Origin of the sequence: Streptomyces sp. NPDC051555 (assembly GCF_044454405.1) — a bacterium.
Lineage (GTDB): Bacteria > Actinomycetota > Actinomycetes > Streptomycetales > Streptomycetaceae > Streptomyces.
Window position 1 is genome coordinate 321,776 of sequence record NZ_JBITDP010000004.1, and the last position, 23,850, is coordinate 345,625.

The window sequence follows — 23,850 nt, forward strand, 5'->3', positions numbered from 1 at the left end:
GCCTCGTAGGCTGACCCCATGAACGGTCTTCCCGCCCGTCGTCTCCTCCTCGTGCACGCGCACCCGGACGACGAGTCGATCAACAACGGCGTCACCATGGCCAAGTACGCGGCCGAGGGCGCCCACGTCGCGCTGGTGACCTGCACGCTGGGCGAGGAGGGCGAGGTCATCCCGCCCGGCCTCGCCCACCTGGCCGCCGACCGGGAGGACGCCCTCGGGGCGCACCGGATCGACGAGCTGGCCGCCGCCATGCGCGAGCTGGGCGTCACCGACCACGGATTCCTGGGCGGCCCCGGCCGGTTCCGGGACTCCGGGATGATGGGCGCCGAGCAGAACGACCGCCCCGGCGCCTTCTGGTCCGCCGACGTGGACGAGGCCGCCGGCTTCCTGGTCGAGGTGATCCGCCGCGTCCGGCCCCAGGTGCTCGTCACCTACGACCCCGACGGCGGCTACGGCCACCCCGACCACATCCAGGCCCACCGGGTCGCCACCCGCGCCGCCGAACTCGCCGCGGACCCGGCGTACGGGGACCACCTCGGCGCGCCCCACGCGATCGCGAAGGTCTACTGGAACCGGGTGCCGCGCTCGGTCGTCGAGGAGGGCTTCGCGCGGCTGCGCGCCAGGGATCGCGCGCCCTTCCCCGGCATCGCCGTGCCCGACGACGTACCCGGCGTGGTCGCCGACGAGCGCGTCACCGCCGAGATCGGCGCCGCGGACGGCGATGCGTACGCGGCGGCCAAGGCGGCCGCGATGCGCGCCCACGCCACCCAGGTCGCCGTCGACGGGGCCGTCTTCGCGCTCTCCAACGACCTGGCCCAGCCTTTGTTCGTGCGGGAGTACTACGAGTTGGTGGCCGGCCGCTCCGGCGCCCCGGCGGGGGAGCGCGAGAGCGACCTCTTCGCGGGCGTCACCGACGTGGCGGGAGCGGGCGCGTGACCACCACCTGGACCCCGGCCCGGGTCGTCGCGCTGTTCGGCCTGCTGGTGCTCGGGGCGCTGGCCGGCGCGGCGGGCTGGCTCGTCGTCGACCTCTGGTTCCCCGGCGGCCTCGTACTGGCCCTGCTGGCCCTGCTCGGGCTCTTCCTGGCGGGTCGTCTGGTCATCGGCAACGGGATCGGCGTGGGCGTACCCGTCATCGGCTGGTTCCTCGCCTATGTGTTGCTGGGCGCCCCGCGGCCCGAAGGGGACTTCCTGCTCAGTTCCACCGGAATCGGGATGTATGCCTACCTCCTCGGGGGCATCGTGATCGCTGTGATGTGCGCCACCCTGCGCGGCCCGGTCGAGCAACCGGTTTCGGCCGGGAGGCCCGGCAGGTGACGTGCCGTTGGGTGCTACACCGCGATGTGCGCCCGGGGTTGTGAAAGCGCCCGGCACGCCCCCTTTGCCCCATGCGCCGGTCCCCCCGGGGAATGCCATTGCCCCCGGTGGTCAGTTGCGCGCCGGCGGCGGCCAGTATGGTGGACGGGCCGCCGAGCTGCTCGCGCACGGCACGCGGGCGGCGGAGCCAACCGGGAGATCCTGCCTTGACTCGTGAAACCGACCGTTCGTCCTCCGGGCCCCAGGGCCTCGGTGGAGCCGCCTACCCGTCGGGTACACCGCCGTATGGAACCGGCCAGTACCCGTCCACGGACGCCGCGGGTAACGCCCCGGAGGAGAAGCCTGTGACCTCGAAGCCGTCCACGCCTGCCGCGGACTCCGACGGACCCAAGACCGAGACGACGCTGACGACGCGGATCCGGATCAACATCCCGGGTTCGCGGCCGATCCCGCCCGTGGTCGTCCGCAAGCCGGTCGGCGCCGGCGCCGGTGAGCCGGAGCAGCGCCCGCAGGCGCCCGCGGCGCCGGCCGCGCCCGCCGGTCCGTCCGCCGGTTCCGGTGCGCCCTTCGGCCGCGCGGCCGGGGCGCCCGCGCCGTCGCCGCAGGGGCCGCCGCCGGCCCCCGCCGCGCCCGAATCCGGCGCGGAACCGCCGAGCAACTGGTTCGCCCCGCGCAAGGCCGGTCCGGGCGACGCCCCGGAGCCCGGTCAGGGTCCGGCCGCCGGTCAGGGTCCCGGCCCGGCCCAGGGGCCCGGCCAGGGCCGCCCCGGGCTGCCCGCACGGCCCGGCCCGGTGGCCCGTACGAGCGGCCCCGGCGCCGGCTTCCCGCCCGGCGCGCCCGGTGCGCAGGCGCCCGCCGGCTACGGCGCCCAGTACCCGGCGGGCCCGCCCGCCCCGCCGGTCGACGGCTTCGGCGGCGGCTACCAGGGCGGCGCGCCCGGCGGCGTCCCGGCCCCGCCCCCGGCGCCCGGCTACGGCACGGGTCCCGCCGCGGCCCCGGCCGGCCCGACCAGTGGTCCCGTCCACGGCACCGGGCCCGTCGGGGGCCCGCCGCGGCTCGACGACGACACGGCCAACTTCGCCGCGCCGCGCTGGCCCGGCCCCGAGCTGAACGGCACCGGTGGCGCGGCCACCAGTGCCTTCCCGGTGGCCGACCCGCCGCCCCCGGCCGGTTTCACGCCGCCGCCCCCGGCGCCCGCTGCCGCGGACCCGCAGGGCAAGAACGGCAAGAAGGGCAAGAAGGGCAAGGCCGCGGCCCGGCCCGCCGGGTCCGCCGCCCCGGCGGCTTCCGCCAAGAAGGCCAAGAAGGGCCGCTCCAAGGTGGTCCTGCTCGGCGGCGCCCTCTTCGCCGTGGTCGGCATCGCCTACGGCGCCGGTCTGCTGCTCAACCACTCCGATGTGCCCAAGGGCACCACCGTCTTCGGCGTGGACATCACCGGTACCCGCGACGAGGCGGTGGCCAAGCTCCAGAGCACCTTCGGCCCCCGCAGCAACGCCCCGGTCAAGCTCACCGTCGGCGGCAAGCAGGTCGAGCTGAAGCCCGACAAGGCCGGGCTGACCCTCGACGCCCAGACCACCGTGCGCAACGCCGCCGGCAGCGACTACAACCCCGTCACCGTCATCGGCTCGCTGCTGGGACAGAAGCGGGTGGCCGAGCCGGTCATGCCCGTCGACGAGGAGAAGCTCCAGGTCGCCCTGGAGGAGCTGGCCGGCACCGCGGGGTCCGCCTCCGAGGGCACGATCAAGTTCGAGCCGAACAAGGTCGTGGCGGTCCCGGGCAAGGAGGGCACCTCCCTGGACGTGGACGCCTCCATCACCAAGGTGGTGGCGGCCTACCGCGACCAGGTCGGCACCGGCAAGGCCGCTCCGGTCGAGCTGCCGACCGCCAAGCGGGCGCCCGTCGTCAACCAGGCGGAGCTGGACCGGGCGATGAAGGAGTTCGCCGAACCCGCGATGTCGGGCAACGTCACCGTCAAGGCGGGCGACAAATCCGTCCCCTACGGCCCCGCCCGGTCGCTGCCCAAGATCCTGAGCATGACGGTGATCGACGGCAAGCTGGTCGACAAGTACGACCTCGAAGCGATCAAGGAACTGACCGGGACCCAGTTCGACGGGGTCCTGATCGCCCGCGGCAACGGCGACAAGACCGCCGTCACCCCGCAGGACATCGTCGGCGCCCTGCGCAAGGGACTGCGCGGCAAGACCGCCGCCGAGCGGACCGTCACGATCGACACCAACCCCAGCTGATCGCCGCGCCCCGCGGCGGGAACAGCGGGTCGCAGGCCCTGCCCGGAGCTCCGGGCAGGGCCTGCGCCGTTCCCGGCCCGCGCCGTCCATGACCCGCTCCGTCCGCGATCGCGCCGCCCCTGACCTGCACTGTCATGCCTTGTGCATGACATTTGTCAGTCCGGACGCACGACGGCGGACACTGCCGCCGGCGCCCCCGCCCGGGGGAGTCTTGCCCCATGACCTCGACCACTGCGAACACTGCGAAGACCACCGGGACCACCGTGGTGAGCTTCGAGAACGTGACCAAGAGCTACGGCGCGGTCCGCGCGGTCGACGGCCTCTCGCTGGAGCTGTACCCGGGCGAGACCGTCGCACTGCTGGGCCCGAACGGGGCGGGCAAGTCCTCCACCCTCGACCTCCTCCTGGGCCTGCGCCCGGCGGACACCGGCTCGGTCACGGTCTTCGGCGGCACCCCCGGGCAGGCCATCGCGGCCGGCCGGGTGGGCGCGATGCTCCAGAGCGGCGGCCTGATGGAGGAGGTCACCGTCCGCGAGCTGGTCACCCTCGGCTGCGCGCTGCACCCCCGGGCCCACCCGGTCGAGGAGGTGCTGACCCGGGCCGGCATCACCGCGATCGCCGACCGCAAGGTCAACAAGCTCTCCGGCGGCCAGGAGCAGCGGGTCCGCTTCGCCCTCGCCACGGCCGGTGCCAACGACCTGATCGTCCTGGACGAGCCGACGACCGGCATGGACGTCACCGCCCGCCAGTCCTTCTGGGCCACCATGCGCGAACAGGCCGACCAGGGACGTACGGTCCTCTTCGCCACGCACTACCTGGAAGAGGCCGACGCGATCGCCGACCGCGTCATCGTCCTGCACCGCGGCCGGATCCTCGCCGACGGCTCCGCCGCCGAGATCAAGGCCAAGGCGGGCGCGCGCAAGGTCTCCTTCGACCTCACCGAGCCCTTCGAGGAGGAGCGGCTGCGCGAGCTGCCGTTCCTGACCCGGCTCGACGTCCACGGCTCGACCGTCAAGCTCCAGTCGCGCGACGCCGACGCCACCGTGCACGCCGTCTACGGCCTGGGCCTCTACCCGCGCAACCTCGAAGTCGCCGGGCTGGGCCTGGAGCAGGCATTCATCGCCCTCACCGAGGCCGAGGAGGCCACCGCATCATGAAGACCCTCGTCAAGCTCGAAATCATCCGGGCCCTGCGCAACAAGAAGTACCTGTTCTTCACCGTGATCTACCCCGCGGCGCTCTTCCTGATGATCGGCGGGACCCAGAGCGGCACCGTCAAGGTCTACGGCACCGACCTGACGATGGCCGCCTTCTACATGGTGGCGATGGCCTCCTTCGGCGCCCTGACCGCCGTCCTGGTGGGCCAGAGCGAGATGATCGCCAAGGAGCGCGAGAAGGGCTGGGTCCGCCAGCTGCGGCTGACCGCCCTCCCCGGGCACGGCTACGTCCTCGGCAAGATCTCCAGTGCCGCGATCCTCTCGCTGCCCGCGATCGTGGTCGTCTTCCTGGTCGCCGCGATCGTCAAGGGCGTGCGGTTCGACGCCTGGCAGTGGGCCGCGCTCACCGCGGCCATCTGGGCCGGCAGCCTCGTCTTCGCCGCGCTCGGCGTGGCCATCGGCTACCTGGTCAGCGGCGACAGCGCCCGCCCCATCGTGATGATCGTCTACTTCGGCCTGTCCATCCTGGGCGGCCTGTGGATGCCCACCACGGTCTACCCGCAGTGGCTCCAGAACATCACCCAGTGGCTCCCCACCCGCGCCTACGCCGGACTCGGCCAGGCCATCGAACTGGGCGGCGCGCCGCACCTCAAGGACGTGGCGATCCTCGCCGTGTACTTCGTACTCTTCGCGGGCGGTGCCGCCTGGCTCTACCGCAAGGACACACTGAAGGCGTGAGCATGACCCGAACGAAGAAGGGACCGGCCGTCGCTCCACTGGAGAGCGACGGTCTCGACCGCATTGGGCAGCCCCCCGAGAACCGCCGCCAGATGGTCGTGAAGTCCCTCTGGGTCGGCATCTGGCTCTTCTACCTCAGCGCCCCGGTGACCGACCTGGTCAGCGGCGGCCACAGCTGGTACGCGGTGCTGCTCGGCTCCCTGGGCCTGGCCGCCTTCGTCGGCTGGTACCTGACCCTGGTCTTCCGCACGGTCCGACAGTTCGCCCAGCGCCGGGTGTTGATCTCGCTCGCGGTCATGTCCGCGCAGGCGGTCGTCCTGTCCCTGTGCCTGGGCCGGGAGTGGCTGGTCCTCTTCGTGTACGTCTCGGTCTCCTCCGGGGCCGCGCTGCCCGGCCGGCTCTCCCGCTGGGCCGTGCCCGCCGCGACCGTACTCCTGACGCTGACCTCGCTGGCCGTGCCCGCGGGCCGGGACTTCCTGGCGGGGCTGCTCGTGCCCGCCTTCCTGGGCGGCTTCGCGATGGTCGGCATCCGGCAGATGATCGCCACCACCGTCGAACTGCGCCAGGCGCGGGCCACGGTGGCGCAGCTCGCGGCCAACGAGGAGCGCCTGCGGATGGCGCGCGACCTGCACGACCTGCTCGGGCACTCGCTCTCCCTGATCACGCTCAAGAGCGAACTGGCCGGGCGGATGCTCCCGGAGCACCCCGACCGGGCCGCACAGCAGATCGCCGACATCGAGCAGGTCAGCCGGCAGGCGCTGACCGACGTGCGGGAAGCGGTCAGCGGCTACCGGCGGCCCACCCTGCCCGGCGAACTCGCCGGGGCCCGGACCGCGCTGACGGCGGCCGGCGTGGCCGCCGACCTGCCGGCCGCCGAACCCGAGGCGGAACTGCCCGAGGAGGCCGAGTCGGCGCTGGCCTACGCGCTGCGCGAAGCGGTCACCAACGTGGTGCGGCACAGCGGGGCCGCGCGGTGCACCATCAGACTGACCGTGCGCCAGACGCTGGCCGGACCCGTGATGGAGCTGACGGTCACCGACGACGGCAAGTGCGAACCCGGCGCGCCCGGCAACGGCCTGACCGGCCTGACGGAACGGCTGGTGGCGGCGGGCGGCACGCTGACCGCGGGCCCGGTGTCCACGACCGCCCACCGCGGCTTCCGGTTGGCCGCGCAGGTCCCTCTAGGATCGCCGTCATGACCTCAGCGCCGATCCGGATCCTGCTCGCCGAAGACCAGTCGATGGTGCGCGAGGCGCTCGCGGCGCTGCTCGGCCTGGAGCCGGACATCGAGGTCGTCGCCCAAGTCGCCCGCGGGGACCAGGTGCTGGCCGCGGCGAAGGCGCACGACGTGAACGTGGCCCTGCTGGACATCGAGATGCCGGGGTTGACCGGCATCGAGGCGGCGGCGCTGCTGCGGGACGGGGTGCCGGGGCTCAAGATCGTGATCCTGACGACCTTCGGTCGGCCGGGGTACCTGCGCGGGGCCATGGAGGCGGGGGCCTCGGCGTTCCTGGTCAAGGACGCGCCGGCCGCGCAACTGGCCGAAGCGGTACGGAAGGTGCTCGCGGGGGACCGGGTCATCGACCCCACGCTCGCGGCGGCGGCCCTGGCGGAAGGGGCGAACCCGCTGACGGACCGCGAGCGGGAGGTCCTGCGGGCGGCGGAGGATGGGGCGACGAACGCCGAACTGGCGGGCCGGTTGCACCTGTCCCAGGGCACTGTGCGCAACTATCTCTCGACGGCCATCCAAAAACTGGCGGCCCGCAACCGCCAGGAAGCGGTGAGCATCGCCCGCACGAAGGGCTGGCTGTAACCGGAACCCCCAGCGGGCCGGATGTGCCTCCGGCGGCGCCTCAAACGCCGGCGGGGCTGGATCTACCCCAGCCCCGCCGGCGTTTGAGGCGCGGGGTGCGGGGCGGAGCCCCGCGAGGGGCCACCGGGCCCCGGTCAGTTCAGGCGGGCTCGCGCAGCCACGGCTTCGGCTCGGATGCGGGCCGCGGCCTCCTTGTCTATCGCGTCCACGACCACCGCGTACCCCTCCAACTCCACCGCACCCTCCGTGTAGGAGCCCCGCTCCACCAACAGCCGCGCCCGCTCGTACCGCAGCGCCGCCGGATGCGAAGGCAGCAGCAGCGCCAGGTCCAGCGCCCACAGCGCCACCCCGGAGTGCTCGGGCCGGGTCGAGGCCCAGGCCCGGATGTTGTTCAGGATCCGCAGCACGATGTCCAGCGTCCGGGCCGCCAGCCGAGGCCCCTGCGCCAGCTCCGCCGGCCCGGCCCCCAGCGCGGCCCCGCTCGCGAAGGGGTCCGCCGTGACGCCTTCCTCGGGATCCCCGAAGCCGACCACGAAGTGCCCCGGCAGGGCCAGCCCGTACACCGGCGCACCGGCCCGCCGGGCCACCTCCAGCCACACCACCGACAACAGGATCGGCAGCCCGCGCCGCCGCCGCAGCACCTCGTGCAGCAGCGAGGACGACAGCCGGTCGTAATCGGCCGGGGTCCCGTGGAACGCCATCCGCCCGCCCAGCAGCTCCGTCACCGCCGAAGCCCAGGCCCGCGCCCCGCGCAGCCCGTAGGGCAGCAGCCCGGCCAGCCGGTCCAACTCGATCTGCGCCTCGTCGACGGCCCGCTGGTCCAGCGCGGGGTCCGCCTCGGCGGCCAGGTAGAGGCACAGCAGCGCGAGGTCGGGCCGCTCCGCCCGGGCCTCCGCCGCGAACTCCTCGCGGAACCCCATCACACCGCCCGGAAGTGGTGGTAGGAGTGGTGCGCCGCGAAGCCGAGGCGGTCGTACAGCGCGAGCGCCCCGGCGTTGTCGTCCTCCACCTGGAGCCACGCCGCCGACGCGCCCTCGTCCAGCGCGCGCCGGGCCAGCGCCGTCATCACCGCGGTGGCCAGCCCTTCCCGCCGGTGCGCGGGATCGACCTCCACCGCCGCGAAGGAGGCCCAGCGGCCGTCCACCACGCACCGCCCGATCGCCCGCCCCGGGACCTTCGCGAACCACACCGAGGGGCCCGCCGACAGCACCTGCCGCGCGACCGGCGCGAGGGCGCCCGTACGCCCGTACCGGCCCAGCCACTCCTCGTCGCACGCGCGGGTCAACTCCACGCCCAAGACGTCCGCGTCCAGGTCGCCGATCGGCGCGAGAGCCGCGATCCGCACCTGGGCGGAGACCTCGCGGACCCAGCCCAGCCGTTCCAGCTCCGCGCAGAGCAGCTCCTGGGTGCCGAGGGCGCCCGTCGCGGCCTGGACGTAGGCGGGAAGTCCGCGCCGCGCGTACCAGGCCGTCACCCGCGCGAGTGCTTCCTCGACCGGCATTCCCGGGTCACCCAGCGGGAGAACCGAGTTGGCCCGCCGGGTGAACCCGGCGGCCGCCCGCAGCGTCCACCCGCCCAGCGCCTCGCTCTCCAACGGCTGCCAGGCCCGCGCGGCGGAGCGGGACAGCTCCTCGAAAGTGGCCGAAGGACCCTTGCGGCGGGCCGGGGCGGGAGGCACGACCTTGCCCGCCACCAGCAAGGATTCCGCGATACGGACGCTCTTGCCGTTCTTTTGTGTGATCAGCAGCACACCACCGGTCCACGATGTGAGCACACCCAGGGTGTCCGTGAACGTGACAGACCCTCCCGATGCGGTCTCCACCCGTCGTACAGAGACCCGTTTGCCCACGTCAGCCTGGGTGATACGGATTTCCATCAGTGCGCCGGCAGTGATTTCCACAGCTGTCTCCGCCCCTCCTGTTCGGATCGTGCCCGGGAACGGAGATACTAGATGCGGGCATCGACGACGCCGCGCTCCCGCGCGATATGGAAGCCCTACCGAGGAGGAACGAGAGCGTGACCTACGTCATCGCGGAGCCTTGTGTCGACGTCAAGGACAAGGCATGCATCGAAGAGTGCCCCGTCGACTGCATCTACGAGGGCCAGCGGTCCTTGTACATCCACCCGGACGAATGCGTCGACTGTGGTGCGTGTGAGCCGGTCTGCCCGGTCGAGGCCATCTTCTACGAGGACGACACTCCGGAAGAGTGGAAGGACTACTACAAGGCGAACGTCGAGTTCTTCGACGAGCTCGGCTCGCCCGGTGGTGCCTCCAAGCTCGGCCTGATCGAGCGCGACCACTCCTTCATCGCCGCGCTGCCGCCCATGAACGGCGAGCACTGACCGTCTTAGGCGGGCGCGTCCCTCGGTCCCGTACGGCGAATGCGCCGCACGGGACCGAGGTGTTTTCCGAATCCGGTGCGCAGGGCGCGTTCGCGCACGCACCGGTACGCAGAGCACGCAGAGAGAGAGCAGAGACCACCGTGGCCGCAGTATCCGCTCGCCTTCCCGCTTTCCCCTGGGACAAGCTGGAGCCGTACAAGGCAACCGCCTCCGCGCACGCGGACGGCATCGTCGACCTGTCCGTCGGTACCCCCGTGGACCCGGTTCCGGACCTGGTCCAGCGCGCCCTGGTCGCGGCCGCCGACTCCCCGGGCTACCCGACCGTGTGGGGCACGGCCGCGTACCGCGACGCGATCACGGACTGGGTGCGGGGCCGCCTCGGCGCGAGCAACGCCGGGCACCGCAACGTGCTGCCGGTGGTCGGCTCCAAGGAGCTGGTGGCCTGGCTGCCGACCCAGCTGGGCCTGGGCGCGGGCGACAAGGTCGCCTACCCGCGGCTCGCGTACCCGACGTACGAGGTCGGCGCGCGGCTGTGCGGCGCCGAGCCGGTGGTCTACGACGACCCGACCGAGCTCGACCCGACCGGGCTGAAGCTGCTGTGGCTGAACTCGCCGTCCAACCCGACCGGGAAGGTCCTCGCCAAGGAGGAGCTGATCCGGATCGTGGCCTGGGCCCGCGAGCACGGGATCCTGATCTTCAGCGACGAGTGCTACCTGGAGCTGGGCTGGGACGCCGAGCCCGTCTCCGTGCTGGACGACGAGGTGAGCGGCGGCTCCTACGACGGCCTGGTGGCCGTCCACTCCCTCTCCAAGCGCTCCAACCTGGCCGGCTACCGGGCGGCCTTCATCGCCGGTGACGCCGCCGTCCTCGCCGAGCTGCTGGAGATCCGCAAGCACGGCGGGATGATGACGCCCACCCCGGTGCAGGCCGCGGCCGCGGTGGCGCTGGGCGACGACGCGCACGTGCGGGAGCAGCGCGAGCGCTACGCGGCCCGCCGCGAGGCGCTGCGCGCGGCCCTGGAGGCGCACGGCTTCCGGATCGAGCACAGCGAGGCCAGCCTCTACCTGTGGGCGACCCGCGACGAGCCCTGCTGGGAGACGGTCGCCTACCTCGCCGGACTCGGCGTGCTGGTCTGCCCCGGCGACTTCTACGGTGAGGCGGGCGCGAACTTCGTGCGCGTCGCGTTCACGGCGACGGACGAGCGGGTGGCGGCGGCGGTCAAGCGCCTCGGCTGAGGCCGCTGCCGGTGACCACCGCATTCGGTACGGCCCGAAGGGGCCGGGAGTTCGTGCTCCCGGCCCCTTCGGCGTTCCCGCGTCCCGCGTACGGGCGTCAGCCGCCGAGCGGCAGACCACCCAGCGGAAGGCCGCCCAGCGGCAGCGACTGGACGGGGGCGAGGGCGGCCGCCCCGGGCAGCCCGTCGGTCGGCAGGGCGGGGACGGGCGCCGGCAGCGGCGCGGCGGGCGCGTCGGCGGCGGGTGCGGCGGGCGCGGGCGCGGCGGCCGGGGCGGCGTCGGTGGGCAGGCCGCCCATCAGCTTGCCGGTGACCGCGTCCGTCGGCAGGCCGCTCTTGCCGGTGGCGCCGGCCACGGCGTGCCCGAGGCCCGCCGAGTCCAGGGCGGTCAGCGAACCCAGCTGGGGTGCGGACTCCAGGCCCACGGCGCTCGCCGAGCCGGCCGCGCCGACCACGGGCGCCGCTCCGGCTGCGAGCAGCAGTGCGGCACGGGCGATCCGGCGGGTCAGGGGGAGGGACATGGTGCTCCTAAGCGTCGTCGTGCGGGCTGAGTACGCCGTGCACAACTCCCTCGGGGGCGCCCTGAGTTGCGGAGCAGGTGGGTAAAGGCTTGGCAACGCGTCGTTTTATCGGCTTCGGTGACAAGCCCATCAGATGTGCGATGAGCTGGCCTTCTGCCCCCGCCGCGCACCGGCGTGCGCTGCTGCGTACCGGCCCCGTGCGGGTGACGTCCCGCACGGCTGACCGGGTGCGCGGATCGGCCGGCAACAGCCCGGCCGGTGGCCGGTTCGCGACATCAGTGGTTCAGCGGGTCAGCGGTTCAGCGGGGCGACGAAGATCCGCACGTCGTCCGGGCCCGCGTTGCGCGGGTCGCCGTCACCGGACTTGCCCGGCGGCTTGTCGATCCACCGCCCCTTGTTCTTGCCCGCGATCCACGCCTTGTCGCCGTACGAGACCCGTTGCACGCCGAGTTCGGCGGCGTGCGCCACCGTCCAGTTCGCGAGCTCCCAGCCGCGCCGCTGGTCGGCCGGGCCCTGGTAGTCCTTCCCCGAGACGGACATGGTGACCTCGGAGTCGTCGGCGGGCGCCCGCTGCGCGGCGACCCGGGAGGCGGGCGGGCCCGCCTTCGGTGCCAGCGCGTCCCCGAACACCTTCACCAGCTCCGCCTTGACCCGCGTCGCGTTCCCCGTGTCCTGCGGGAGCGGCCCGGAGCAGCTCAGGGCCCCCGGGGCGCGTCCGGTGAAGGCCGCCGCGAGCAGGGCGGCGTCCGGCTCGTGCTTCGCGTACGCGTCCGGGAAACCGCTGCGCTGCACCTTCTGCGCGGCCACCGTGAGCGGGAGGTCCGCGTAGTCGGGCACGTCCTCCTTGAGGCGGTCGTAGAAGATCCCGGCCGAGTAGACCGGGTCCATGATCTGCGCCGGGGCGCCCCACCCCTGCGAGGGCCGCTGCTGGAAGAGGCCCAGCGAATCCCGGTCCCCGTGGTCGAGGTTGCGCAGCGCGGACTCCTGCATGGCCGTTGCCATCGCGATCGTCACCGCCCGCTCCGGCATCTTCCTGGCCGAGCCGACCGCCGCGATCGTCGCCGCGTACCGGGCCTGTTCGAGGTTCATGGAGTACGAACCGCCCGTCTCCCCGCCGCCCGGCCCGGCGGCCACCACGGTGCAGTGCGGGGCGCCGTCGCCGCCCGTCGATTCGTTCTGGACGAGGTAGTAACCGGCGAGCCCGAGCAGCACGAGCAGCGCCGCGGCCAGCCTGTACGGGCGGCGGCGTCGGCGCGGTCGGGGAGCCGTCTGATGAGTCTCGGACACGCGGCCCACCGTACTTGAGCCGTTCGACTCGTCCATCGGCCGGACGGTCCGGCCTTCCGGTCGAGGTGGGGCATTAGGGTCGGAGCCATGTCCGAATCCGAGCTGGACCTCACCCTGGACGCTGCCGAGCTGACCGCCCGGCTCGTCGACATCCCTTCCGTGAGCGGCGACGAGAAGGTCCTCGCGGACCTCGTGGAGCTGGCCCTGCGACGCCTGCCGCACCTCACCGTCGACCGCTTCGGCAACAACGTCGTGGCCCGCACGCACCTCGGCCGCGCGGAGCGCGTGGTGCTCGCCGGGCACCTCGACACCGTGCCGATCGCCGACAACGTCCCCTCCCGGCTGGACGAGGACGGCGTCCTGTGGGGCTGCGGCACCACCGACATGAAGTCCGGGGTCGCCGTCCAACTGCGCATCGCGGCCACCGTGCCCGAGCCGAACCGGGACCTCACCTTCGTCTTCTACGACCAGGAGGAGGTCGCCGCCCACCTCAACGGCCTGGGCAAGGTCGCCGAGGCCCACCCGGACTGGCTGACCGGCGACTTCGCGGTCCTCCTGGAGCCTTCCGACGCGGAGGTCGAGGGCGGCTGCCAGGGCACCCTGCGGGTGATCCTGCACACGGCCGGCGAGCGCGCCCACTCCGCGCGCAGTTGGATGGGGTCCAACGCGATCCACGCGGTCGGGCCGATCCTCGCGAAGTTGGCGGCGTACGAGCCGCGCCGCCCGGTCATCGACGGCCTGGAGTTCCACGAGGGCCTCAACGCCGTACGGATCGAAGGCGGCGTCGCCAACAACGTGATCCCCGACACCGCCGCGGTGACGGTCAACTTCCGCTACGCCCCCGACCGCAGCGAGGCCGAGGCCCTCGCGCACGTCCGCGAGGTCTTCGCCGACTGCGAGATCGCGGAGTTCGTGGTGGACGACAGCTCCGGCGGGGCGCTGCCCGGTCTGTCGCATCCGGCGGCGGCCGCGTTCATGGCGGCGGTCGGCGGCCGGGCCATGCCGAAGTTCGGTTGGACGGACGTGTCGCGCTTCAGCGCGTTGGGCGTCCCGGCCGTCAACTACGGCCCGGGAGACGCGCTGCTGGCCCACAAGGTCGACGAACGGGTCGAGACGAAGGCGATCGCGCACTGCGAGGAGCGACTCCGCGCCTGGCTGACCTCCTGAATTCCGCTTCTCGTCACCTTTGTGCGCCTACCCTGATCCGAACGATCAGCAGGAGGGAGCACATCATGGGCAACCCTGAGGGCGGCCGGGGCAAGCCGGCGGAGCAACAGCTGGGTCCCGTACTGCGACGGCGCGACCAGGTCCAGGCGGGGAGTACGACCGACCAGCGGCTGCTGGACTCCGCGGGACCCTCCGAGTGGGTGCACACCGACCCCTGGCGGGTCCTGCGCATCCAGTCGGAGTTCATCGAGGGCTTCGGCACCCTGGCGGAGCTGCCGCCGGCGATCAGCGTGTTCGGCTCGGCCCGTACCCCGGCGGACTCGCCGGACTACGAGGCGGGCGTGGCCATCGGCCGGGCCCTCGTCGACGCGGGCTTCGCGGTCATCACCGGCGGCGGCCCGGGCGCGATGGAAGCCGCGAACAAGGGCGCCCGCGAGGGCAACGGGATCTCGGTCGGGCTCGGCATCGAGCTGCCCTTCGAGCAGGGGCTCAACCAGCACGTCGACCTCGGCCTGAACTTCCGGTACTTCTTCGTCCGCAAGACGATGTTCGTCAAGTACAGCCAGGGCTTCGTGGTCCTGCCGGGCGGCCTGGGCACGCTCGACGAGCTGTTCGAGGCGCTGACGCTGGTCCAGACGCAGAAGATCACCCGCTTCCCGATCGTGCTGTTCGGCACGGCCTACTGGAGCGGGCTGGTCGACTGGCTGAAGAACACGGTGGTCGCGCAGGGCAAGGCCTCGGAGAAGGACCTGTACCTCTTCCACGTCACGGACGACGTGGACGAGGCGATCGCCCTGGTGACGAAGGAAGTCGGGAAGTAGCGACCGGCGCGCGGGGCCCGGCCACCGAGGTCGTCCGGGCCCCGCGGCGACCGGTCCCGGCCGAGGCGGCGACCGGTCGCTCGCGAGGCGCCTCCGGTCCTACGCGAGGCCCCGGCGGGCGACGGCGGGCGGGCGGTGGCCCTGGATCGACGCCACCATCTCCAGGACCTGCCGGGTCTCCGCGACCTCGTGGACCCGGTAGACCTGCGCGCCCAGCCAGGCCGAGACGGCCGTCGTGGCGAGGGTGCCCAGCAGCCGCTCCTTGACCGGCCTGTCCAGGGTCTCGCCCACGAAGTCCTTGTTGGACAGCGACACCAGCACCGGCCAGCCGGTCCGCGCCATCTCCCCGAGGCGCCGCGTGGCCTCCAGCGAGTGGCGGGTGTTCTTGCCGAAGTCGTGGCCCGGGTCGATCATGATCGACTCGCGCGGTACGCCCAGTGCGACGGCCCGCTCCGCGAGCCCGACCGTCACGCGCAGGATGTCCGCCATCACGTCCTCGTAGGAGGTCCGGTGCGGCCGGGTCCGCGGCTCCACGCCGCCCGCGTGCGTGCAGACCAGCCCCGCGCCGTAGCGGGCCGCAACCTCCGCGAGCTTCGGGTCCACCCCGCCCCACGCGTCGTTCAGCAGGTCCGCGCCGGCCTCGCAGACGGCTTCGCCGACCTCGTGCCGCCAGGTGTCCACGCTGATCACCACATCCGGGTGGCGGCGCCGGACCTCGGCCACGAAGCCCACTGTGCGGCGGGCCTCCTCGGCCGCGTCCACGTGCTCGCCGGGGCCCGCCTTGACCCCGCCGATGTCGATGATCGCCGCGCCCTCGGCCACGGCCCGCTCGACGCGGTCGAGCGCGGGCCGGTCCTGGAAGGTGGCGCCCTGGTCGTAGAACGAGTCCGGGGTCCGGTTCACGATCGCCATGATCACGGGCTCGTGGGTGTCGAACTCGCGCCTGCCCAGTCGCAGCATCCCGTGTTTCCTCCTTCGGCGGCCCTCGCCGCCCCGCCAGCGACCTTAACCGCCGCGCGCGCATGGACGCGGCCGGCGCATGGCACGATCGACTCCGTGGCCGCAGTCTCTCAGGGGAGTTGCTCGTGTTCTGGTTCTTGCTGATCGCGCTGGTCGTGGTCGTCGCCGGAGTCACCCTCGCGGTGATCGGCGGCGGCGGCGAAGCGGTGCTGCCCGAGGTGGATCCGGAGATCGTCGCCGACGGCCTGCCGGAGACCCGACCGGTGGTGCGGGAGGACATCGACGCGCTGCGGCTGCCGGTGGCGCCCCGCGGGTACCGGATGGCCGAGGTGGACGACGTACTGACGCGCCTGGGCGCGGAACTGGCCGAGCGGGACGCGCGGATCGCGGAGCTGGAGGCGGCGCGGGTGGCCCCGGCGGCCGCGGCCGGGCCCGACCTGACCAAGGGCGACCGGTGACCCCGGCGCCGGGTGCCGCCGTCGCGGGGCCGGACGGCGGGCTGCGCTGCCCGTGGGCGCTGTCGACCGAGGACTACGTCGCCTACCACGACACGGAGTGGGGGCGGCCGGTCCACGGGGACGACGCGCTGTACGAGCGGCTCTGCCTGGAGGCCTTCCAGTCCGGGCTGTCCTGGCTGACGATCCTGCGGCGCCGGGAGGGGTTCCGGAAGGCCTTCGCGGACTTCGAGATCGCCAAGGTCGCGGAGTTCGGGGAGGCGGACGCGGAGCGGCTGCTGGCCGACCCGGGCATCATCCGGAACCGGGCGAAGATCGCGGCGACCCTGGCCAATGCGAAGGTCCTGGCCGGGTGGGGTGCGGGGGAGCTGGACGAGCTGATCTGGTCCCACGCCCCGGAGCGCCCCGCGGCGGCCCCCCGGAGCACCACCCAGGTCCCGGCGGTCACCCCGGAGTCCGTGGCCCTGGCGAAGGCCCTGAAGAAGGCGGGCATCCGCTTCGTCGGCCCGACCACGGCCTACGCCCTGATGCAGGCCTGCGGCCTGGTCAACGACCACCTGGCCACCTGCGTCTCCCGCAACCCCTGACGCCCCTGGCGGCCCGGGGCTGCCCCCGGGGCTGCCCCCGGGGCTGCCCCCGCGGCCGCCCACTTGGGCCCGCCGAATCCAGCCCCGCCGGACCCGATGGGGGTTCCGGCCCGCCGAATCCAGCCTCGCCGGCGAGGCTGGAGTGGCGCGCCCACCGGCATCGGGGGCGCCCCCGATGCCGGTGGGGCTGGAAGCGGGCCCGCGTCAGCGGCCCAGGTACTCCGGGGCCCGCTTCGCCAGGAACGCGGCGACGGCGATCCCGTGATCGGCGGACGCCCCGGCCCGGCTCTGGAGCTCGTCCTCCTTCTCCAGGGCCTCGGCCAGCCCGTGCGAGGCCCCGTACGCCAGGGACTCCTTCAGCGCCGCGTAGGCCACCGTCGGCCCCGAGGCCAGCGCCCGCGCCACCGCGGCGGCCTCCGCGGCCAGCGACTCGGCGGGCACGATCCGGTTCGCGATGCCGAGCTCGTACGCCTCCTGCGCCGGCACCGACCGGGGGAACAGCAGCAGGTCGGCGGCGCGCGACTGGCCGATCAGCCGCGGCAGGGTCCAGGAGACCCCGGAGTCGGCGGTCAGCGCGACCCCGGCGAAGGAGGTGTTGAAGGAGGCGGTGTCGGCCACCACCCGGAAGTCCGCGGCCAGCGCGAAGCCGAAGCCCGCCCCGGCGGCCACCCCGTTCACCCCGGCCACCACGGGCTTCGCCATGGTGGTGAGCGCCCGCACGATCGGGTTGTAGTGCTCCGAGACGGTGCTCATCGTGAGCGAGGAGCCCTTCTCGCGGTCCGCCGCCAGGAAGCCGACGTGCTCCTTGAGGTCCTGGCCGACGCAGAACGCCCGGCCGCCCGCCGCCGTCAGCAGGACGGCCCGTACCCCGGAGTCCTCCGCGGCGGCGAGGACGGAGTCCCGCAGCGCGACCTTGGCCTCGGTGTTCATCGCGTTCATCGCGTCGGGGCGGTTGATCGTGATCGTCGCGAGTCCGTCGGTCACTTCGTAGAGCACGCTGTCGGACATGGTGGGGATCCCCCTTCGTCGCGGGCAGAAGTCCCAGCATGGCGGACCGTACGGGCCACCGGGTATGTGATGTAGGTCAAACAAACCGGGTGCTCCGTGGGCCGGGCGAGGGCGAAGTATCGCAGGCGGATCGCCGAAATGAGTGGTTTTGGTCGAGCGCGTTGCACAAGCGTTCCCGGCTGATGTTGGTCATCGGGTCCTGACATGCGGGATAATGGCGGGAAGCAATGTGTTCGATGCCGGGTATTAGGCGCCTGAATGGGGCCGTCGGCTGACGATGAGCTGGATTCAGGAAGGGGAACGAGCATGGCGGCCATGAAGCCGCGGACGGGCGACGGCCCGCTCGAGGTCACCAAGGAGGGGCGGGGCATTGTCATGCGCGTTCCGCTTGAAGGCGGCGGTCGGCTTGTCGTCGAGCTGACCCCGGACGAGGCCGGCGCCCTCGGTGACGCCCTGAAGAAGGTCGTCGGCTGACGCGCCCGCGTTATCTGAGATATCAGGGTTCCGGTTCCTGATCTTCACCGCTGCCCCGCCCGTGGTCACCACGGGCGGGGCAGCGGCATGTCCGGACCCGGCCGTGCATGGGCTGCGGCGCGTGCGCGGCCGGTGCGCCCGGGTCCGCTCGGCTCCCTGGACCGCGGTCCGCTCAGCGGCGTACGGCGCACAGCAGGCCGTCGCCCACCGGCAGCAGCGCGGACTCCAGCGCGGGGCTCTCGCGGACCGTGCGCAGCAGCTCGCGCACCCGCAGCACCTCCACCGGCTGGGCCGAGGAGTCGACCGTACGGCCGTCCGAGAAGACTCCCTCGAAGCACACCAGCCCACCCGGTCGCAGCAGACGCAACGATTCAGCGAGGTAGTCGAGGGACTCGGCCGGGTCGCCGTCGCAGAAGACCAGGTCGTAGCCGCCGTCGGCGAGCCGCGGCAGGACGTCCAGGGCCCGGCCGGGGATGAAGCGCGCGCGGTTGCCCGCGAAGCCCGCGGCGCGGAAGGCCTGGCGGGCGAAGGCCTGCCGGTCCGGCTCGGGGTCCACGGTCGTCAGCACCCCGTCGGGGCGCAGTCCGTGGAGCAGGTGGATGCCGGAGACACCGGTGCCGGTGCCGATCTCCGCGACCGCCTTGGCGTCCGCGGTGGCGGCCAGCAGGCGCAGCGCGGCCCCGGTGCCGGGGGAGACCGAGCGCAAGCCCGCTTCCCTCGCCCGGTCGCGGGCCCACCGCAGAGCGTCGTCCTCGGCGACAAACGCGTCGGCGAACGCCCAGCTCGTCTGCCGGTTGCCGCTAATGACCCTCTCCTGTCCCCATAGTTGGCGCAACGGTGACTGTATCCGCTGACGTCGGGAACCCGCAGATGGGACCGGGCGTTGTGAGGGGAAGAGGCGGGATAGAGGGGACGGCGCCGGGCAGATCGCCGGTCAAGGACCTCGGACCCGTGCAAAGTTACTGCAAAAATGCTTATCCAGAGCTGACGGGAGGGGTGGCTATGGTAGGGGCTCCACTGGACACCACCAGAGCCGACAGGGGAGGTGCGGCTGCGCCTGTGGATCGTGGCGGCGTCATCAGACGTCTCTTCTGGTCGGCGGGTGAGCCGAAATCCGTGATCAACACTGCTGACCGTATCCACACCGCTGCCACCGCAACCACCGCAACCTTTGCCGCCGATGCGGGCTCCCAGGCGTGGACCCCTCCCTCCTGGGAGGAGATCGTCAGCACGCACAGTGCGCGGGTCTACCGGCTGGCGTACCGCCTGACGGGCAACCAGCACGATGCCGAGGACCTCACCCAAGAGGTCTTCGTCCGCGTCTTCCGTTCGCTGTCGACGTACACGCCCGGCACCTTCGAGGGCTGGCTGCACCGGATCACCACGAACCTCTTCCTGGACATGGTGCGCCGCAAGCAGCGCATCCGCTTCGACGCGCTCGCCGACGACGCCGCCGAGCGACTGCCCAGCCGCGAGCCCAACCCGCAGCAGGTGCTCCACGACACGCACTTCGACGCGGACGTCCAGCAGGCGCTGGACACCCTCGCGCCGGAGTTCCGCGCCGCCGTGGTGCTGTGCGACATCGAAGGTCTGTCGTACGAGGAGATCGCCGCCACCCTCGGCGTGAAGCTCGGCACCGTCCGCAGCCGGATCCACCGTGGCCGCTCGCACCTGCGCAAGGCGCTCAAGCACCGTTCCCCCGAGGCCCGGGCGGAGCAGCGTGCGCTGGCGGGTGTGGCCGTGGGCGCCCCGTTCGTGGGGGGAGAGGGCGGAGTGGAGTGAGCGGAGTCAGTCCGTCCGCAGCGGAACACCACCTGGGCGACCGGCTCGCCGCCCTGGTGGACGGGGAGCTGAGCCACGACGTGCGCGAGCGCGTCCTCGCCCATCTGGCGACCTGTGCCAGGTGCAAGGCCGAGGCCGACGCCCACCGTCGGCTGAAGACCCTCTTCGTCGAGAGCGCGCCGCCGCCGCTCTCCGCCGGGCTGCTCGCCCGGCTCCAGGGCCTGCCGGGAGGTGGATCCGACGGTCCCGCCGCCCCGCCCGGTCCGCCCGCCCCGACCACCCGTGCCGGCGCCACCGATCCCTTCGCCACCTTCGGGTACGCCTTCCAGGCGCCCCGCCCGCAAGAGGGCTTCCGGATCCACGAGGTGGGCCGCCCCCGCCGCCGGTTCGCCTTCGTCGCCGCGGGAGCCGTCTCGCTGGCCGCCCTCGCGCTCGGCGGCGCACTGCCGCTGGACCAGTTCGAGCCCAACGCCCGTGGTGAGGGCGGTGCCAGTGTCACCCCGGCCACCCAGCCGGGTGCCACCGGCGGCGCCCTGTCCGTGGTCGACGCGGTCATCAGGGACCGCCCCCGGCCCCCGGGCGCGAGCGCGACCCTCGGCCCCCGGCTGACGTCGGTGCTGGACCCCCCGGCGCCGCGTGCGACGCCGTTGCCGCCCGTGGCGCCGAGCCTGTCACCGCGCCCGGTGTCGCTCACCCGCTAGGAGGTGGCGCGCGCGGGGGTGACACCCCCGCCCGCCTCTGCCGTCCCGCGGGGCGACCTGGTTGAATCCTCGCCAGGTGCGCCCGGCGGGGCGCGCGCGAGGCACGCGGGGAGCGCTCATGTCCGACACCCACCCTCCGACCGATCCGGCTCCATCGCGGCCGGCCCCTCGGTGGTGGAGCCGCCCCGACGGGACCGGCGCGCAGGAGCACCGCGTACCGGGGCCCCGGACCGGCGGCGAGGAGCCGCGGGACACCGTGGCGGCGCCCCTCGCGGCAGCGGGGGCCGCCCCCGAGGACGTCACCGCCGCCGCGCCCGTGCCCCGCTACGACCCCTGGAGCACCGCCCCGTTCCAGCTGCCGGACGCGGGCCACGAGGGTCCGGGGATCCGGGTGCGGCACCTGGTGGCCCTGGCGGTGTGCAGCGCCCTGCTCGCCGGAGGCGTCGGCGCCTGGCTCGGCGTCCTGGCCGAACGGCAGAGCAGCACCCGGTTGGAGCTGCCCCAGGCCGGGGTGGAGCCCAAGGGCCGGGCCCCCGAGAGCGTTGCCGGCATCGCCGCGACCGCCCTGCCCGGCGTGGTCACCCTGCACGTCGCGGGCGGCGCGGGCAACGGGACCGGCACCGGCTTCGTGCTGGACGGGCAGGGCCACATCCTCACCAACAACCACGTCGTCGCGGACGCCCAGCGGATAACGGTCACCTTCAGCACCGGCGAGAGCGTGGGCGCCGAGGTGGTCGGCCGGGACGGCGGCTACGACCTCGCCGTGGTCAAGGTCGACGGGGTCCGCGGCCTGCGGCCCCTGGCCCTCGGCAATTCGGAGAACGTCAAGGTCGGCGACCCGGTGGTGGCCATCGGCGCACCCTTCGACCTGTCCAACACGGTCACCGCGGGCATCATCAGCGCCACCGGGCGGCCCATCACCGCGGGCGGGGACAAGGGGGACGGCAGCGACGTCAGCTACGTCGACGCCCTGCAGACCGACGCGCCCATCAACCCCGGCAACTCCGGCGGCCCGCTGCTCGACTCCCTGGGCCGGGTCATCGGCATCAACAGCGCGATCCGCGGCGCGGACCAGGACGCGAGCGAGAAGGACCCGGCGCGCCAGAGCGGCAGCATCGGTCTCGGCTTCGCCATCCCGGTCAACCAGGCGAAGCGGGTGGCCGAGGAGATCATCCGCACCGGCCGGGCGACCCACCCGGTCATCGGCGTCACGCTCGACATGAAGTACACCGGTGATGGTGCCCGGGTCGGGGACAAGGCGGCCGACGGCAAGCCGGCCGTCCCGGCGGGCAGCCCCGCCGCCCGCGCAGGGATCCTGTCCGGTGACGTGATCATCAAGGTGGACGGCCAGCGCGTGCACGGCGGGGACGAGCTGATCATCAAGGTGCGGGCCCACCGGCCGGGTGATCCGCTCGGCCTCACCGTGCTGCGCGGTGGCAAGGAGCGCACGCTGGAACTCGTACTGGGTTCGGCGAACAGTGGATGACCGGCAGGGGAAACGGGGAGCGAGGTGTCGGCCCGTGGAGCCGGCCGGGTACCGTTGTCCAGGCCCGCAGGATGACAGCCGAGGAGCGGCAACGTGTTCAACGACATAGGCGCACTCGAACTGGTCACCATCGTGGTGCTGGCCATCCTCATCTTCGGTCCGGAGAAGCTCCCGAAGGTGATCCAGGACGTGTCCGGGGTGATCCGCAAGATCCGTGCGTTCTCGGACAGTGCCAAGCAGGACATCCGCTCCGAACTGGGCCCGGAATTCAAGGACTTCGAGTTCGAGGACCTGAATCCGAAGACCTTCATCCGCAAGCAGCTCACCGAGAACGAGGACCTCAAGGAGATCCGGAGCAGCTTCGACCTGCGCAAGGAGCTCAACGACGTCACCGACGCCGTCAACAGCAAGGAAGCGGACCCCGTCCCCGGTGACGCCCCGGCCGCGCCGGCCGCCGGCGCCGCGCCCGCACCGGGCGGGCCCGACCTGGTGAAGCGGGCCGCGCCGCCCGCGCCGGAGCAGCGCGCCCCCTTCGACGCCGACGCCACCTGACCCGCCTGACACCTCGGCCTGCCGGGCGGCGCGGGGTCGGATGGCTATCCTCTCCATCTGTCCGGACGCCGACGCCCCAGGGAGGGGGTCCCCCCAGCACAGCAGGGGGGAGGGTCGTTCCGGGTCCCACGGAACGAGAGGCCGCACCGATGGAGACGACGAGCAGTAGTCGGGTAGGGGCGCAGCCCGCCGAGGCGCACACCGCGCCCGCCCCGGCCGCCCCGGAAGCCGCCGCCGAGGCGGCCGCCCAGGCCCCGCAGGCCGAGGCCGCCCCCGCACCCCCCACGCCCGTCCCCAGCGCCCGCCGGGCCGCCGAGGGCTACCTGCGGGCCTCCTTCCCCTGGTACGGGCTGGACGCGGCCTTCACCGGCCCCCGTTGGCTCATGCAGGTGGGCACGGCCGCCGACGGAACCGTCGAGCACGGCTCCACCGGCCACGGCGACGAGCCCTCGGCCCGCGGCGAGATCGCCACCGGCGAGAAGGAGCGCTTCGCGGTGGTCGTCACCGTCGCGAGCAACCCGTTGCGCCGCAGCGCCGACGGCACCGGCGTCCTGGAGGCCACCTCGGTCTCCTCCGCGGCCTGGCTGGCCGGCTCCGGGCTGCTGGCCTTCAGCTGGCCCGGCCAGATGGACCACACCCTGCGCAGCGACTGGCTCGACCAGCAGACCGAGGCCGCCTGGGAGCTGGCCGACGACCTCGGCGGCGAGGACTGGTCCACGCTCTCCCTGCCGGTCGACGGGGAGCCGACGCCCTTCCACTACCGCGAGTCGGAGTTCGGCTGGGTGCTGGCCGGCTCCACCCGTGACGGCATCCACCTGGGCGCCTACGGCCGCGGGATGAGCGCCTACGGGCTCGGCTTCTCCGTCATCGGCGACCTGGGCACGTACGCGTAGCGACGGCTGCCTCCGGCGGGTCCTCGATCGCCGGACGGGCTGATCCGGTTCCGGTGTCGGAGTCCGTGGGGCCCGGCCGCCCGGGTGCGTCCTCAGGCGCCGGACGGGCTGAAACCGGTCCCCTCGTCGGAGACGTTCCGCCCCGGCCCGGGGCCGTTCCAGCCCGTCCGGCGCCTGAGGACATCGCCGGGGTACGCGAGAGGGGGGGCCCCCCCCCCGGGGGGGCCCCCGCCCCCGCCCCCCCCCCCCCGGGCCCGCCGGGCGAGAAACTTTTTGGGGGGGGGGTGCCCCCCGCCAAGCCCCCCCCGGC

Annotated in this window: 26 protein-coding genes; 19 read left to right on the forward strand and 7 right to left on the reverse strand. The window is 73.4% G+C overall.

The annotated features are described in order from the left end of the window. Positions 1-18: 18 nt before the first annotated feature. The 7 genes from mshB (at position 19) to ACIBEA_RS12630 (ending at position 7,269) form a co-directional block, all read left to right on the forward strand. Positions 19-936: an N-acetyl-1-D-myo-inositol-2-amino-2-deoxy-alpha-D-glucopyranoside deacetylase gene (gene mshB, locus ACIBEA_RS12600; RefSeq protein ID WP_399259918.1), complete on the forward strand. Its 918-nt coding sequence runs from the start codon at positions 19-21 to the stop codon at positions 934-936. Next, positions 933-1,316 carry a DUF6113 family protein gene (locus ACIBEA_RS12605; RefSeq protein ID WP_399259920.1) on the forward strand — a complete coding sequence of 128 codons (384 nt, stop codon included), beginning with the start codon at positions 933-935 and terminating at the stop codon, positions 1,314-1,316. Before mshB ends, ACIBEA_RS12605 begins: the two co-directional genes overlap by 4 nt. Positions 1,317-1,660: 344 nt before the next feature. Continuing rightward, positions 1,661-3,562, forward strand: coding sequence for a peptidoglycan binding domain-containing protein (locus ACIBEA_RS12610; RefSeq protein ID WP_399259922.1), 1,902 nt, complete (start codon positions 1,661-1,663; stop codon positions 3,560-3,562). A gap of 218 nt (positions 3,563-3,780) precedes the next feature. Continuing rightward, complete coding sequence (locus ACIBEA_RS12615; protein ID WP_399259923.1) at positions 3,781-4,719, forward strand: ABC transporter ATP-binding protein; 939 nt, start codon at positions 3,781-3,783, stop codon at positions 4,717-4,719. Further along, entirely contained in the window at positions 4,716-5,456 is a 741-nt protein-coding gene (locus ACIBEA_RS12620; protein ID WP_399259925.1) for an ABC transporter permease, read from the forward strand. Before ACIBEA_RS12615 ends, ACIBEA_RS12620 begins: the two co-directional genes overlap by 4 nt. A gap of 2 nt (positions 5,457-5,458) precedes the next feature. Then, complete coding sequence (locus tag ACIBEA_RS12625; RefSeq protein WP_399260148.1) at positions 5,459-6,655, forward strand: sensor histidine kinase; 1,197 nt, start codon at positions 5,459-5,461, stop codon at positions 6,653-6,655. Continuing rightward, positions 6,652-7,269 (forward strand): response regulator transcription factor, encoded by a 618-nt coding sequence (locus ACIBEA_RS12630; RefSeq protein ID WP_399259927.1) that lies wholly within the window; start codon positions 6,652-6,654, stop codon positions 7,267-7,269. The genes ACIBEA_RS12625 and ACIBEA_RS12630 overlap by 4 nt, the downstream gene beginning before the upstream one ends. 134 nt (positions 7,270-7,403) lie before the next feature. Here the strand turns inward: ACIBEA_RS12630 and ACIBEA_RS12635 are convergent, their stop codons facing one another. Then, positions 7,404-8,189, reverse strand: a complete 786-nt coding sequence (locus ACIBEA_RS12635; RefSeq protein ID WP_399259929.1) for a transglutaminase-like domain-containing protein — start codon at positions 8,187-8,189, stop codon at positions 7,404-7,406. Beyond that, positions 8,189-9,169, reverse strand: coding sequence for a GNAT family N-acetyltransferase (locus ACIBEA_RS12640; protein WP_399259931.1), 981 nt, complete (start codon positions 9,167-9,169; stop codon positions 8,189-8,191). The genes ACIBEA_RS12635 and ACIBEA_RS12640 overlap by 1 nt, the downstream gene beginning before the upstream one ends. Before the next feature lie 116 nt (positions 9,170-9,285). On the opposite strand from ACIBEA_RS12640, the gene fdxA reads away from it, so the two are divergent. Further along, positions 9,286-9,612 (forward strand): ferredoxin, encoded by a 327-nt coding sequence (fdxA, locus tag ACIBEA_RS12645; protein ID WP_283459813.1) that lies wholly within the window; start codon positions 9,286-9,288, stop codon positions 9,610-9,612. Between the two features lie 140 nt (positions 9,613-9,752). After that, positions 9,753-10,847 (forward strand): succinyldiaminopimelate transaminase, encoded by a 1,095-nt coding sequence (dapC, locus tag ACIBEA_RS12650; RefSeq protein ID WP_399259933.1) that lies wholly within the window; start codon positions 9,753-9,755, stop codon positions 10,845-10,847. Between the two features lie 97 nt (positions 10,848-10,944). Here dapC and ACIBEA_RS12655 read toward each other — a convergent pair whose 3' ends face one another. After that, positions 10,945-11,367, reverse strand: a complete 423-nt coding sequence (locus ACIBEA_RS12655) for an ATP-binding protein (protein WP_399259935.1) — start codon at positions 11,365-11,367, stop codon at positions 10,945-10,947. Between the two features lie 291 nt (positions 11,368-11,658). Continuing rightward, a complete protein-coding gene (locus ACIBEA_RS12660; protein ID WP_399260150.1) occupies positions 11,659-12,663 on the reverse strand; it encodes a hypothetical protein in 1,005 nt (334 codons plus the stop codon). 78 nt (positions 12,664-12,741) lie between these two features. Here ACIBEA_RS12660 and dapE point away from each other — a divergent pair, with 78 nt between their 5' ends. Both dapE and ACIBEA_RS12670 read left to right on the forward strand, forming a co-directional pair. After that, positions 12,742-13,821, forward strand: a complete 1,080-nt coding sequence (dapE, locus tag ACIBEA_RS12665; protein WP_399259937.1) for a succinyl-diaminopimelate desuccinylase — start codon at positions 12,742-12,744, stop codon at positions 13,819-13,821. Between the two features lie 65 nt (positions 13,822-13,886). Next, positions 13,887-14,642 (forward strand): TIGR00730 family Rossman fold protein, encoded by a 756-nt coding sequence (locus ACIBEA_RS12670; RefSeq protein ID WP_385779997.1) that lies wholly within the window; start codon positions 13,887-13,889, stop codon positions 14,640-14,642. Positions 14,643-14,741: 99 nt separating this feature from the next. On the opposite strand, the gene folP is transcribed toward ACIBEA_RS12670, so the two are convergent. Then, on the reverse strand, positions 14,742-15,602 hold the full coding sequence (gene folP, locus ACIBEA_RS12675; protein WP_399259939.1) for a dihydropteroate synthase: 861 nt from the start codon (positions 15,600-15,602) through the stop codon (positions 14,742-14,744). A gap of 119 nt (positions 15,603-15,721) precedes the next feature. Here folP and ACIBEA_RS12680 point away from each other — a divergent pair, with 119 nt between their 5' ends. Together ACIBEA_RS12680 and ACIBEA_RS12685 are read left to right on the forward strand one after the other, a co-directional pair. Next, entirely contained in the window at positions 15,722-16,060 is a 339-nt protein-coding gene (locus ACIBEA_RS12680; RefSeq protein ID WP_399259941.1) for a DivIVA domain-containing protein, read from the forward strand. Beyond that, on the forward strand, positions 16,057-16,644 hold the full coding sequence (locus ACIBEA_RS12685; protein ID WP_399259943.1) for a DNA-3-methyladenine glycosylase I: 588 nt from the start codon (positions 16,057-16,059) through the stop codon (positions 16,642-16,644). Before ACIBEA_RS12680 ends, ACIBEA_RS12685 begins: the two co-directional genes overlap by 4 nt. 204 nt (positions 16,645-16,848) lie before the next feature. Here ACIBEA_RS12685 and ACIBEA_RS12690 read toward each other — a convergent pair whose 3' ends face one another. Beyond that, positions 16,849-17,652: an enoyl-CoA hydratase/isomerase family protein gene (locus ACIBEA_RS12690; RefSeq protein WP_399259945.1), complete on the reverse strand. Its 804-nt coding sequence runs from the start codon at positions 17,650-17,652 to the stop codon at positions 16,849-16,851. A gap of 306 nt (positions 17,653-17,958) precedes the next feature. Here ACIBEA_RS12690 and ACIBEA_RS12695 point away from each other — a divergent pair, with 306 nt between their 5' ends. Then, on the forward strand, positions 17,959-18,126 hold the full coding sequence (locus ACIBEA_RS12695; RefSeq protein WP_069086806.1) for a DUF3117 domain-containing protein: 168 nt from the start codon (positions 17,959-17,961) through the stop codon (positions 18,124-18,126). A gap of 172 nt (positions 18,127-18,298) precedes the next feature. On the opposite strand, the gene ACIBEA_RS12700 is transcribed toward ACIBEA_RS12695, so the two are convergent. Then, complete coding sequence (locus ACIBEA_RS12700; protein ID WP_354379600.1) at positions 18,299-18,961, reverse strand: class I SAM-dependent methyltransferase; 663 nt, start codon at positions 18,959-18,961, stop codon at positions 18,299-18,301. A gap of 167 nt (positions 18,962-19,128) precedes the next feature. Between ACIBEA_RS12700 and sigE the strand changes: the two genes are divergently transcribed. The 5 genes from sigE to ACIBEA_RS12725 all read left to right on the forward strand — a co-directional run bounded on the left by sigE (position 19,129) and on the right by ACIBEA_RS12725 (position 23,540). Beyond that, complete coding sequence (sigE, locus tag ACIBEA_RS12705) at positions 19,129-19,908, forward strand: RNA polymerase sigma factor SigE (protein WP_354379599.1); 780 nt, start codon at positions 19,129-19,131, stop codon at positions 19,906-19,908. Further along, positions 19,905-20,609: an anti-sigma factor family protein gene (locus tag ACIBEA_RS12710; RefSeq protein WP_399259948.1), complete on the forward strand. Its 705-nt coding sequence runs from the start codon at positions 19,905-19,907 to the stop codon at positions 20,607-20,609. The genes sigE and ACIBEA_RS12710 overlap by 4 nt, the downstream gene beginning before the upstream one ends. A 118-nt stretch (positions 20,610-20,727) precedes the next feature. Next, complete coding sequence (locus ACIBEA_RS12715) at positions 20,728-22,095, forward strand: S1C family serine protease (RefSeq protein WP_399259950.1); 1,368 nt, start codon at positions 20,728-20,730, stop codon at positions 22,093-22,095. 93 nt (positions 22,096-22,188) lie between these two features. Beyond that, entirely contained in the window at positions 22,189-22,647 is a 459-nt protein-coding gene (locus ACIBEA_RS12720; protein WP_399259952.1) for a sec-independent translocase, read from the forward strand. A 149-nt stretch (positions 22,648-22,796) separates the two neighbouring features. Beyond that, positions 22,797-23,540, forward strand: coding sequence for a hypothetical protein (locus tag ACIBEA_RS12725; protein ID WP_399259954.1), 744 nt, complete (start codon positions 22,797-22,799; stop codon positions 23,538-23,540). Positions 23,541-23,850: the final 310 nt, after the last annotated feature.